Genomic DNA, 12,100 nt, shown 5'->3' with positions numbered 1-12,100 from the left:
CTAACACAGTAGGCAGAATATAAAGACAGGTATTACTTGCTAACGTACGTAAGCAGTAGTACACGAAGCAAAATTTTAAAATATTTTGAAACTGCCCTTGATATAACAGGGGCAGTTTTCTTTTGCCACGAAGCAGGGAAGTGATTACAAAACAGCGTTTTAATAAGTGGTGCAGATGGCTTTCCTTTTTAGTCTGTCCGGAAAAAGAAAAACTCACTGCTTATGCAGTGAGTAAGTAGTGTACTGAATTTTGCTGTTCAGGTAAATCATGCAGGGCAAGGTGCTTAATGTCCGTGGTGACTATGGCTACCGCAGCCGTGTTCCTGTTCGTGGTGGTCGCATTTTACTGCCGGGTCATAGTTTAGTTTATTATTGAGCAAAGCATTTACTGCATCATCGGCTTTGCCGGTAACACCGCCATAAAGCTTGATACCTGCTTGTGACAATGCCATTTGGGCGCCGCCGCCGATACCGCCGCAGATCAGAGTATCGACGCTGTGTTCGTGCAGAAATTGTGCCAGCGCGCCATGGCCGCTGCCGTTGGTGCTGACGATTTCTGTTTTGACTATGTCAGTGTTTTCGATGTCGTAAATTTTAAAGAATTCGGTGTGTCCGAAGTGTTGAAAGATGTCGCCGTCCTGATAAGTAACTGCGATTTTCATTGTTATACCGCTCCTTTACTGTGATTGTTATGAGTTTGCGACATATGCCGTAAACATTTTTAGCATAGCACTGTTCGCAGCCTGTGTCAATAAAGTCGGGGATGACATAGTACCTGTTAAAATAAAAAGGCTCGCCGCCGTTGCCGACGCGAGCAGAAGAAGCTTGACTGTGAGAGATATTTTGATCTGTTTGTGCTTAGGTCGCCGGTCATCGATATGTCAGTGCAGTGGCTGTCGTTTACGCTGGCGACGCGTAAAATATTTTGCCAGTCGATAGGCGACGGTACGGTATTGTGTGGTCAGATAGACGCCGCCGAGGATAAGTGCGCCGCCAATAGCCTGGGAGATGAGCAGTTGTTCGTCAAGAAACAGCACCCCGCAGATGATGCCGACCAGCGGCATGATATTCATAAATACGGCTGCCTGACTGGGACCGACGATGCCGGTACCTTTGTTCCAGAAGATCATGGCAATCAGCCCGCCGGCAAAAATGACGAACAGATATGAACCAAGAGCCAGCGGTGAAAGCAGCGAGGGAAGTTCGAAATGACCAAAATAAGCAGCGCCGGCTGCCGTGGTAAGCGAACCTAACAGACCCGACCAGGCGACGATGGCAAAGGGGGAAACATCGTCGATGATGCGCACGACGATGATAGAATACAGTGCCCAGGCGACCTGACTGGTAAAAAAGAGTACGTCGCCGATATTAAAGCTCAGCGTCAATATGGCCGCAAGCGAACCGTTGCTGAGCAGGTACAGCGCGCCGCACAGGCTGCTGCAGATGCCGAGCCATTGCAGGCGGTGCAGACGTTCATGGATCAGCACAAAGCTGAGCAGAGCCGTCACGATGGGCGTGAGTGTGGCGATAATGGTAAAGTTGGTGACTGTCGAATATTGCAGCCCGGTAAATTGGGTAACGTTATTGATGCAGACGCCGAGGATGCCCATGGTAAATAAGGCCGGCCAGGTCCTGCGTGGCGGCAGCAGCTTTTCGCCGCGCCAGGCAAGCATAGCAAACAGCGTCAGGGCTACAATAGTGTAGCGAATGCTGACCATAGGTATGGGTGACATTTCCCTGACGACGAATTTGGCGAACATCGGTTGAATGCCCCAGATGATACAAGTGCAGATCAAAAGTGCCGAGGCGGTAAGCTTGTTCGTTTGCATTGCAGTGCTGACAGACCTTTCGATGATGATTTATAAAGTGCCGGGCATCTGCCCGTAACTTAAAAGCTTAACAGTCGTTCAATGATTTCTGCCGCCGGCGTTTGACCAGATATCTGGCCAGTTTATAGGCCAGCAGGCGGTACTGCGTAGTCAGATACACACCGGCGATGATAAGAGCGCCGCCAACTGCTTCAGAAGTATAGAAGCTTTCGTCGAGAAAGGCGATGCCGCAGATGATGCCTACTAACGGCATCAGATTCATAAACACGGCGGCCTGACTGGGGCCGATAACGCGGATGCCTTTGTTCCAGAACAGCATACCGACCAGGCTGCCGATAAAAATAACGTAAAAATAGGACCCCCAGGCTAAAGCGGAAAGGTCATAGGGCAGTGCAAACTGCCCGGTCAGGATACTGTAAGCAGCCGTAGTCAGCGAGCCAAGCAGCCCGGCCCAGGCTACAGCGCTGTAGGCAGATACATATTTACTGACCTGCGCGACAAGAATGGTATAAAAAGCCCAGGCGACCATACTGACGCAGAACAGGATATCACCGAAATTAAAGTTCAGGTTGATAATCGTTGAAAGCGAACCTTTGCTGATCAGGTAAACGGCGCCGATGATACTGGCGGCGATACCGAGCCATTGCAGCTTATGCAGCCGTTCATGCAGCAGCACCAGACTTAAGAGTGCGGTCACGGCAGGCGTCAGCGAGGCAATAATAGTAAGGTTGGCTACGGTCGAGTATTGCAGGCCTGTAAATTGCGCAACATTGTTGCCGCCAACGCTGAGGACGCCCATCAAAAACAGCGGCAGCCAGGCCTTGCGTGGTGGCAGCAGTTTTTCGCCGCTGTAAGCCAGCGCTGCCAGCAGCACTACGCCTACTGTAAAATAACGGATACTGACCAGAGGGATCGGGTCGAACTCGCGGACGACAAAAGTGACGAACATCGGCTGTGCGCCCCAAATGATGCAGGCGAATAAAACCATCAGTGTTGCTGCGGAAATATTTTTGGGCATAGGAACGCCTTCTTCGCTGTTTATTTTACCAGCTGCGGTGTAAAACCCTGCGTGTCACAGCTGACAAGCTTATAGGTGATGCCGTTGCGGATACCTTCAAAAACCATGCTTGCATCGCTGCCGTGGATATGGCCGAAAACGCAGTGCCTGACGCCGTAACGCTCCAGCAGTTCGGCAAAAACAGATTCATTTGCAGCGTCATAAAGAGGCGGATAATGCAGTGCGGCTATGATATCGCTGTAGCCGGCTTGTCTGGCAGCTTCCAGTGAAGCCTCTAGGCGCAGTCCTTCACGGCGGTAGATAGCGGCATCGTCCGCGTTAAAATTGTCAGATGAAGGCAGGAGCCAGCCACGACTGCCGCAGATGGCAGTCGTGCCGCAGGTAAAAAAGTTGTTTTGCAGAAAGCTGAAATTATTTTCTGTCGCAGTCTGCATCTTTTTTAAAGATGACCACCAGTAGTCATGGTTGCCGCGCAGAATGATTTTGCGCCCGGGCAGGGCGGCGATCCAGTTCAGGTCGGTCAGCGCGTCTTGCAGGTCCATGGCCCATGAGGTGTCGCCGCAGATGATGACGGTATCGTCGCTGCGGATAAGTTGATGCCAGTTGGCTGCAACCTTGGCGGCGTGGTCTGCCCAGTGTTCGCCGAAGATTTCCATAGGCTTGGACGGAGGCTTTCCGGAAAGGTGCAGGTCGCCGATAGCGTAAATTTTCATGAATTATGCTCCATTTTTGCTGCTTAATGTTAACTTAATGTTAGCTTATTTTAAGAAGGAATGCAAGGAATTGCTGACAGGGTTGACCTCGGCGCGAGAATAAATGCCTGTGTTTACTACCAAAGTTTGATTAATCCGTTTAATATAGATATGAAGGCTGAATTAGGATGCTAGAATCTTTTTCCTTTCTATCTCTGGTTGCTGTTGCCGCTTTCAGCATTTTTATACAATGAAAGTATCAAAACGCAGGGGAGGGGCAACTATGACAAAGCAGCAGGATTTCAGTATGTGGTCAGTGAATTTTATTTTGTTTTGCCTGGCTAATTTTTTGTATTATGGAGCTTTTTATTTGTATATTCCGGTATTGCCGCAGTATGTGGAGATGTTGGGCGGTACACCTGCCGATATCGGGCTGGTTGGTGGCGCTTTCGGCCTGTCGTCCTTTATTATACGGCCGTATTTGGGTAAACTGGCCAACGAATGGGGTCGTAAGCGTATGATGCTTCTGGGTACGATTTCTTTTGCACTGTTGTTTCTGCTGTTCGGCAGAGTTACCGGCGTGGTGCCGCTGGTCGTACTCAGGCTTGCGCATGGTGTTTGTCTGGCGATGTATCTGGCGGCATCGGCTGCCTATATAGCCGATTATGCGCCGGTAGACAGGCGCGGCGAGGTGCTGGGGATTTATCAGACCTGCAGTGTGGTTTCTATGGCTGTTTTTCCAGCAGCAGGCATTTGGATCCTTCAGCATACACAAAGTTATCCTTTTTTGTTCAACGTGACTTTTGTTACGGCATTAGTATGCTTTTTCGTGTTACTGCCGCTCAAGGAAACGAATCCTGTTTATGATCAGGAACAAAAACTGGATCTGCTGCCGATTTTCAGGCGGCGGGTAATTTTTATGTCTTCGCTGTGCCTTTTGGGTGCATCACTGGTCTATGGAGCGATTCTTACTTTTTTACCGATTTATGCGCAGCAGCGGCATATAAGTGATTATGGTATTTTTTTCGTAGTCTATGCTTTGGCGACGATGGGCAGCAGGGTCTTTGCCGGTAAGCTGTCCGATCATGTCGACAGGCGTCTGGTGATTTTGCCGTTTTCACTTTTGGTTGCACTGGCGGCTATGTGTTTCTTTATTATGGATAACGTTTGGACGCTTGGGCTGATCGCAATATTATTCGGACTGGGATATGGAGCTTTAGTGCCGGCGCTTACTGCACTGGTCGTTGATGTTACCCGGCCGGAAGAACGTGGACCGGCACTGGGTTTTTTTACTGCTTTTATTGAAGTCGGCATCGTCGTCGGCGCTATGGGTCTGGGGTTTATTACCGAGATATTGGGCTATGCCAATATGTTTGCATTGTCAGGTATCATCGTACTGGTGATCACACTGGCATTTTGGCTGTTGGTGCAGCAGCGTCATACTATTAAGCTTGAGGGAGAGTAAGCAGGCTCCAGATGAGCGCAGAGCATTAAAAGCCGCCTGCAGTGCGTACTAGGCAGATGGGGAAGAAAAGACTTGAAACTCCGCGGATTTGTGATATAATGGTTAAAGTATTTGCAGAATGAACAAATTCGGTGAAGCGGAGTAGTAACCACAGATCCCTGTTGCAGAAAGTTGACGGCAGCTGCGAGTCAATACGGGAGCAAGGTGAACTCGCCGCGGAGGAGCCGCGTCAAAAGCGCGGACGCATAACTGGCGTTACAGTTTCGAGTGGCCGAGATTTTTTTCGGCAATCAGGGTGGTACCGCGAAAGCTATTTCGTCCCTGGCCTAACAGCCGGGGACTTTTTTATTTGCCGCGCTGCGGTGGTAAGAAAATTTTAGGAGGTTATGAGAAGAATGATCGAAGAAAAGTATACTCCCCATGCCATAGAAAGCAAATGGCAGAAATATTGGGAAGATAACAAGGCATTTAAAACTGATATTGATGCAGGCAAACCCAAGTCTTATGTGCTGGAAATGTTCCCGTATCCTTCGGGCAACCTGCATATGGGGCACGTACGCAATTATTCCATCGGCGACGTAGTTGCCCGCTTCCGCAGTATGAACGGTTTTAACGTGCTGCATCCGATGGGCTGGGATTCTTTTGGTATGCCGGCTGAGAATGCCGCGATCAAACATGGTATCCACCCTGCTAAATGGACGATGGAAAATATCGCCAACATGACCCGTCAGCAGAAGGAACTGGGACTGTCCTATGATTGGGACCGCGAAGTTGCCACCTGTAAGGAAGATTACTATAAATGGACCCAGTGGTTCTTTGAGCTGTTTTATAAGCGCGGTTTGGCCGTCAAGAAAAAATCTGCTGTCAACTGGTGTGGTGAATGCAACACTGTTTTGGCTAATGAGCAGGTTATCGACGGACGCTGCTGGCGCTGTGACCATGAGGTCGTCAAAAAAGATCTGGAACAATGGTTCTTCAAAATTACCGATTATGCGGAAGAACTTTTGGATGATTTGAAACTTTTGAACGGCTGGCCGGAACGCGTTAAGACGATGCAGAAAAACTGGATCGGGCGCAGTGAAGGTCTGGAATTCAGCTTTGACGTGCCCTGCATCAATGCTAAGCTACCTGTTTACACTACCCGTCCGGATACGGCATTTGGCGTTACCTTCGTGGTCCTGGCTGCCGAGCATCCAATGGTAGAGCAGTTGTGCCGGGATAATCCGAAGGCAGACGAGATCAGGGCTTTCTGCGCCCGTGTGCGCAACCAGTCCGATATTGAACGTACTTCCAGCGAGTCGGAAAAAGAAGGTATCTTTACCGGGAAATATGCTGTCAATCCTTTCAATGGCCGCCAGGTAGAGATCTGGGTCACCAACTATGTCCTGTACGATTATGGCACCGGAGCTGTTATGGGTGTACCTACAGGTGATCAGCGCGACTGGATGTTTGCCGATAAATACGGTCTGGATAAGATCGTTGTCGTTACTCCTAAAGACCAGGAATTAAAAGTTGAAGATATGACTGCCGCCTATGAAGAAAAAGAAGGCGTGCTGGTAAATTCAGGCAAGTTCAGCGGCATGGAGATGCATGCTGCAATCAAAGCTATTATGGATTATGCGGAAGAACAGGGCTTTGGTTCCCGCCATGTCAACTACCGTCTGCGCGACTGGCTCATCAGCCGTCAGCGTTATTGGGGGGCTCCGATCCCGATTATTTACTGTCCTGACTGCGGCGAAGTTCTTGTGCCGGAAGCAGAGCTGCCGGTACGTTTACCGGAAGACGTCAAGTTTGATGCGGGCAGCGTTTCACCGCTGGCAACCAGTGAAAGCTTTGTTAACTGCACCTGCCCCAAATGCGGTAAGCCGGCCCGCCGCGAGACCGATACTATGGACACTTTCCTGTGTTCTTCCTGGTATTATCTGCGGTATACCGATCCGAAAAACGATATTGCTCCATTCAGTAAAGAAGCTGTTGATTACTGGGCTCCGGTCGATCAGTACATCGGGGGTATCGAGCATGCGATCCTGCATTTGCTGTATTCACGTTTCTTTATGAAGGTATTGCGTGACGCAGGCCTTGTAAAATACGACGAACCATTTACCAACCTGCTGACTCAGGGCATGGTCATTAAAGACGGTGCGAAAATGAGTAAATCTTTAGGTAATGTCGTTTCTCCGGAAGAGATCATTTCCAAATACGGTGCCGATACTGCTCGTCTGTTTATTATGTTTGCTGCTCCGCCTGAAAGAGAGTTGGAATGGAGCGATCAGGGCGTGGAGGGTTCCTTCCGTTTTATCAACCGTGTCTGGCGTGTCGTCAGCCACTTCCAGGGTGAGCTGGCCCAAAAGGTCACCGGCTATGATACTTCAAAACTGGATGAAGCTGATAAAGAGCTGCGCCGCGTGCTGCATAATACGATCAAAAAAGTTACCGACGATATCGAGCAGCGGTTTAATTTCAATACTGCAATCAGTGCGATGATGGAGTTGGTCAATGCTTTATATGTTTATAAGGAAGCTCAGAAAAATTACAATGCCGGTCTGGTTTATGAAACCGTTTCCGCTTTGCTGCGGTTGCTTGCTCCTTTCGTACCGCACGTAACCGAAGAATTGTGGCATGGCGTCATCGACGCTGACAGCAGCGTGCATGCACAAAGCTGGCCTAAAGCCGAGGCAGAGGCCATGAAGGTCGATAATGTCGAGATCGTGCTGCAAGTCAACGGTAAGGTCAAAGGCCGTTTGGTTGTACCTGCGGAAGCCGGCAGGGAAGAACTGGAAAAACTGGCTTTGGCGGATGAACATATCGCTGCTATGGTCGATGTCGGCAAGATCGTGAAGATCGTCTGCGTACCCGGACGTTTGGTCAATATTGTTGCCAGACCTTAAATCGCAGAAAAAAATTAAATAGCTGTATCAGTAAGATCAAATCATAAAGACGCTATGGCAGAGTTCCTAAGGTATAACGAATTTATTGTTGACCTCAGGAACTCTGCTTTTTTGCGTTTTAAAGGGGCTGGATAGCGATGATGGAACGAGGGCTGAGAGGAAAAGTAGCAGCTTTGGGGGCTGCCGTAGTTTTATGTGCCGGCGGCAGTCTGCTGGGAAGCAGCCCGCAGGATACTGCTGCTGTTGTGCCTGTACCGGCAGCTGGTATCAGTGCGGTACAGACTCGGGGAGTTAAGGTATATGTAAGCGGTGCGGTAGCAAAGCCGGGTTTATATGAAATCCCCGCAGGGAGCAGAGCTACTGCGGCTATCGCCGCTGCCGGAGGAATGACACTGGAAGCTAATCCCGATAAAGTTAATTTGGCAAAGCTGCTGAAAGATGGTATGCAGGTAAATGTGCCGCGGTTAAGTGCCAGGCAATTGCGTGAGCAGACTGCGCCGGTAAATGCAGGTGCAGCTGCTGAGGCAGCAGGCGCAAATACTTTGGTCTCGGTAAAGACTGCTGCTGAGAGTGGCAGGGGCACAGCAAAAGCCGGCGGCAAGGTACATTTGAATACGGCTACGGCTGCCGAACTGACAGCGTTGCCTGGGGTCGGTGATATTACCGCGCAGCGTATACTTGAGTATCGGGCGGCGCATGGGTTTGCCAGTATCGAGGATGTTATGAAGGTCAAAGGGATCGGTAAGGCCAAGTTTAGCAAAATGCAGCCTTATCTGGAGCTGTGATGCAGCGTCAGCTGGAACAGATCATTGTCGCCGCCACACTGGCATTTCTGCTTGGCTGCCACGCAGGGCTCAGTAAGCTGTTGCCGTTGATACCAGCATTGATACTGGCGGCACTTTTTCTGCTGCTGCTTGCCTGGTGCTGCCGCCAAAAGGCTGGAGTAAAGTTGTTGGCCGCGGCAGGTATTGGTTTGTGTTTTTGTTGTGGCGCTGCCAGCGGCAGCGGGGCCATGCGTCAGCCGCAGCTGCCTTTGCAGACTTTTACCGGTCAGGAAGTACGTATTTTCGGCAGAGTGGAAGCTGGCAGTGTCAAAGTAACGCCGCAGGGAACCAGTCTGGTGCTTGCCTGTCAAGCGGTGCAGACAAATAGTGCGGAACTTGGCAGCTCTTTACCCGATACAGCAATCGCAGTATCTGGTAAAGTACGTGTGTTCGTCCAAGGGCAGGATCTTAGCGAGAAAATAACCGGTGGCGTTATTGTACAGGGAACGCTTAAACCAATGACTGATTTCGCCAATCCGGGTGGTTGGGATAGCGGGCTGTGGAACGAATTGCAGGATTTACAGGGGCGAATGTCTATAAAAGGCAGTGAGCTGTATTTGTCCGGGGACGGACAAAGTATCAGGCAGTATATCGGCGGACTGGCTGCAGGGCTGCGTTCAAATCTGCAGCATACTGTACCGGGACAGGCCGGAGCTGTTTTAGCCGGTATGACTTTAGGGGGGTACGACGGTATCAGTGCGCAGACGCGGGAAGATTTTGCTGCTGTGGGATTGGCGCATCTGCTGGCTGTATCTGGTACGCATATAGCAGTGGTGACAGGCTTTCTGCTTGTACTGCTGCGGCGCCGTAACCACTGTACTATGGCGCTGCTGGCAGGGATTTTATTTTTTTATGCGGCTTTGTGCGGGTTCAAACCGCCTGTACTGAGGGCTTTGCTTATGTCGCTGGCACTATTTGGAGCCGGCGTTAGCGGCAGGCTGCCGCAGCGCAGTAATATTTTCTGTGCTGTGGTCATACTGTTGCTCTGCTATGAACCGCGCTGGCTTTGGGACGCAGGTTTTCAGTTATCATTTACCACAACAGCAGGGCTGCTGTATTTCTACCCGGTACTGAGCGGCCTGTGTACCCGTTACTTACCTGTGGGGATTGCCGAGATCCTGGCAGTATCTTTAACAGCACAGCTGGCGGCTTTGCCGTTTTTGATCCATTATTTTCATCAGCTTTCACTGAGTGGGCTGGCAGCTAATCTGCTTCTAGTACCGCTGCTGGAACTGGCACTACTGCTGACACTGGCGGGATATGCCCTCCTGCCGGTATTTGGGTTGGGAAAGCTGCTGTTTTTACTGGCAGGGCTTTTACTGCACCCCTTGCTGAATATCATTCACTGGCTGGCATCCGGCGGCTGGGCAACTGTCACTGTTGGCAGCTGGCCTCTTTTATGCGGCGCTGTCTATTATTTACTGTTGTTGCTGCTTTTCGGCAGCAGCGACTGGGATGATTTCACTGCTTGCGAAAGACGGTTGCTGATCGGTTTATGCTGCTGTATGCTGGTGGGGATCGGGCTTTATGATAAATTCAGGCCGCAGCCTCTGACCGTACATTTTATCGACGTGGGACAGGGGGATGCGGCACTGGTCGTAACACCGCAGCGTCAGACGCTGCTGATTGATACCGGTGGTCTGCGTGGTGACTATGATACGGGCAGCCGTATCGTTCTGCCCTATCTGCGTTACCTGGGGATTCGCAGTCTGGATATGCTGCTTTTAAGCCACGGACACCACGACCATGCAGGAGGAGCGGCCGCAGTAGCTAAAAATATACCTATACGCAGGCTCATTATGCCTCAGGAACAGCCTTCAGCAGATATACAGGCACTGCTGAAGAATACCAAAGCGCAGCTTATATATGCCGAGAGCGGCACAAATTATTCCCTGGGCAATACTGCAATACAGATCATCAGCGCGCCTGTCGGCAGCGCTGACAGCGATGCAAATGAAAGCTCGCTGATCGTGAGGGTTGTATCTGCTGACGGCAGCATTGTTTTTACAGGTGATGCAACAGAAACGGAGGAACTGCTGGCAGCGGGGCAGATTCAGCCCGGTCAGGTATTGAAGGTCAGTCACCATGGCAGTAATGCTTCTTCTTCAATGCCGTTTTTAGCGGCAGTCAGTCCGCAGCTGGCGGTTATCTCAGTCGGTGCGGCCAACAGCTACGGCCATCCTGGCAGTGAAACGCTGCAGCGTCTGGCAGCCTGCGGGGTTCAGGTGCGGCGTACAGATCAGGACGGAGCGCTTAAAATCACTTTTGACGGCAGCCAGGTAAAATGTTATAGTTATCGGTATCAGAAGGAATTTTTTTAGTGGCTTGAAGGAGTACAAACATGGAAATCACGGCAGAAAAAATTATGCAGCAATTAAGTGCCGGTACACAGGTAGCTGGTGTAATCGCAGTGTTCGGCGAAGAAGGCTATTATAAAGATAAAATAGCCGCCGCTTTACCGCGGGCTGTTTTTGGCGACGCCGCGCCGGAAGACAGGGAAATAACTGTTTTTGAGCGTGATACGGATATAAAGGAAATATCTGCTGCTGTCAATACCTACCCTTTTTTCTCAGGACGCAGTCTGGTTATCATTAAAGATGAAAAGCTGTGGGGAGGTAAGGATGGCGGCGAAAAACGCAAACAGCAGCAGGAAGAGCTGGCAGAACTGCTGGCTGATGTACCTGAACATTGTCAGGTACTGCTGTTAGGCGAAAAAATCGATAAACGCGGTAAACTTTATAAAAGCCTGCTTAAAACTGCTGCGATGGTGGAATGCAAGTCTCTCAAATCCTATCAGCTGAAGCCCTGGCTGGACGAACAGGCTGCGCTGCGCGGCTGCCGTTTTGATTATGAAGCGTCACAAACGATCATGGAATATCTGTCGGTAACTGACAATGCGCCGCTGCTGCTGCTGGAACAGGAAATCGAAAAACTATCGGTTTACGCCGGTGAACGTAAGATTTGGACCAAAGATGATATCGAGCAGACTTTCGCTGCGTTGCCTGAAGTTTCGCGCTTTGCGCTGCTGAACGCCATTGCCGAAAAGAAGCTGGGGCAGACTTTGGAGCTTTTGGGTGAAGAACGTAAGCACGGTAATACTGTGCTGGCGCTATGCGGCCTGGTTTCGTTCCAATTGCGACGTCTTGGACGTGTCAAAGAACTTCTGGAAGGAAGGGCCTCGCAGGCCGAGATCGCTTCAGAGTTAAAAGCCGCGCCTTTTGCTGTAAAAAAAATGGCGGAGCAGAGCCGCCGCTTTGGCTTGGGTGAACTGGAACGGGCACTTTTGGAACTATCACAGCTCAATATCGAAATCCGCTATGGCGGCCGGCAGTTTGAAAAGCTGGAAGAAATATTGATCCGGCTTTTGAGCAAGTGATATTTGGT

9 protein-coding genes and 1 other annotated feature are annotated in these 12,100 nt (G+C 50.4%); of the genes, 5 read left to right on the top strand and 4 right to left on the bottom strand.

The genetic code is table 11. The features are described 5' to 3' along the window. Positions 1–284: 284 nt before the first annotated feature. The 4 genes from C8D73_RS02740 to C8D73_RS02725 all read right to left on the bottom strand — a co-directional run bounded on the left by C8D73_RS02740 (position 285) and on the right by C8D73_RS02725 (position 3,560). Positions 285–662 carry a NifB/NifX family molybdenum-iron cluster-binding protein gene (locus tag C8D73_RS02740; protein WP_113077235.1) on the bottom strand — a complete coding sequence of 126 codons (378 nt, stop codon included), beginning with the start codon at positions 660–662 and terminating at the stop codon, positions 285–287. A 219-nt stretch (positions 663–881) separates the two neighbouring features. Continuing rightward, a complete protein-coding gene (locus C8D73_RS02735; RefSeq protein ID WP_113077234.1) occupies positions 882–1,829 on the bottom strand; it encodes a DMT family transporter in 948 nt (315 codons plus the stop codon). Between the two features lie 67 nt (positions 1,830–1,896). Next, positions 1,897–2,847: a DMT family transporter gene (locus tag C8D73_RS02730; protein WP_113077233.1), complete on the bottom strand. Its 951-nt coding sequence runs from the start codon at positions 2,845–2,847 to the stop codon at positions 1,897–1,899. 20 nt (positions 2,848–2,867) lie between these two features. Next, positions 2,868–3,560 (bottom strand): metallophosphoesterase, encoded by a 693-nt coding sequence (locus C8D73_RS02725; RefSeq protein ID WP_113077232.1) that lies wholly within the window; start codon positions 3,558–3,560, stop codon positions 2,868–2,870. Positions 3,561–3,822: 262 nt separating this feature from the next. Between C8D73_RS02725 and C8D73_RS02720 the strand changes: the two genes are divergently transcribed. The 5 genes from C8D73_RS02720 (at position 3,823) to holA (ending at position 12,092) form a co-directional block, all read left to right on the top strand. Next, entirely contained in the window at positions 3,823–5,004 is a 1,182-nt protein-coding gene (locus C8D73_RS02720) for an MFS transporter (RefSeq protein WP_170123157.1), read from the top strand. A 122-nt stretch (positions 5,005–5,126) separates the two neighbouring features. Next, positions 5,127–5,330, top strand: a binding site (T-box leader). A 69-nt stretch (positions 5,331–5,399) separates the two neighbouring features. After that, entirely contained in the window at positions 5,400–7,892 is a 2,493-nt protein-coding gene (leuS, locus tag C8D73_RS02715; protein WP_113077230.1) for a leucine--tRNA ligase, read from the top strand. A gap of 137 nt (positions 7,893–8,029) precedes the next feature. Further along, complete coding sequence (locus C8D73_RS02710; RefSeq protein WP_113077229.1) at positions 8,030–8,677, top strand: ComEA family DNA-binding protein; 648 nt, start codon at positions 8,030–8,032, stop codon at positions 8,675–8,677. Then, the gene (locus tag C8D73_RS02705) at positions 8,677–11,037 is read left to right on the top strand and encodes a DNA internalization-related competence protein ComEC/Rec2 (protein ID WP_113077228.1); all 2,361 of its coding nucleotides are present in this window, start codon (positions 8,677–8,679) and stop codon (positions 11,035–11,037) included. Before C8D73_RS02710 ends, C8D73_RS02705 begins: the two co-directional genes overlap by 1 nt. Before the next feature lie 20 nt (positions 11,038–11,057). Further along, positions 11,058–12,092, top strand: a complete 1,035-nt coding sequence (gene holA / locus C8D73_RS02700; RefSeq protein ID WP_021718907.1) for a DNA polymerase III subunit delta — start codon at positions 11,058–11,060, stop codon at positions 12,090–12,092. Positions 12,093–12,100 lie beyond the last annotated feature (8 nt).

Source organism: Phascolarctobacterium faecium DSM 14760 (assembly GCF_003269275.1).
Classification (GTDB): domain Bacteria; phylum Bacillota; class Negativicutes; order Acidaminococcales; family Acidaminococcaceae; genus Phascolarctobacterium; species Phascolarctobacterium faecium.
The sequence above is the reverse complement of the archived record's forward strand: the minus strand, read 5'-3'. Positions and strand labels throughout refer to the sequence as shown.

Bases quoted from the DNA above. Each gene is read 5' to 3' on its own strand.
- holA (WP_021718907.1), top strand. From the start codon at position 11,058: ATGGAAATCACGGCAGAAAAAATTATGCAGCAATTAAGTGCCGGTACA.
- C8D73_RS02705 (WP_113077228.1), top strand. From the start codon at position 8,677: ATGCAGCGTCAGCTGGAACAGATCATTGTCGCCGCCACACTGGCATTT.
- C8D73_RS02730 (WP_113077233.1), bottom strand. From the start codon at position 2,847: ATGCCCAAAAATATTTCCGCAGCAACACTGATGGTTTTATTCGCCTGC.
- C8D73_RS02720 (WP_170123157.1), top strand. From the start codon at position 3,823: ATGACAAAGCAGCAGGATTTCAGTATGTGGTCAGTGAATTTTATTTTG.
- C8D73_RS02710 (WP_113077229.1), top strand. From the start codon at position 8,030: ATGATGGAACGAGGGCTGAGAGGAAAAGTAGCAGCTTTGGGGGCTGCC.
- C8D73_RS02725 (WP_113077232.1), bottom strand. From the start codon at position 3,560: ATGAAAATTTACGCTATCGGCGACCTGCACCTTTCCGGAAAGCCTCCG.
- C8D73_RS02740 (WP_113077235.1), bottom strand. From the start codon at position 662: ATGAAAATCGCAGTTACTTATCAGGACGGCGACATCTTTCAACACTTC.
- leuS (WP_113077230.1), top strand. From the start codon at position 5,400: ATGATCGAAGAAAAGTATACTCCCCATGCCATAGAAAGCAAATGGCAG.
- C8D73_RS02735 (WP_113077234.1), bottom strand. From the start codon at position 1,829: ATGCAAACGAACAAGCTTACCGCCTCGGCACTTTTGATCTGCACTTGT.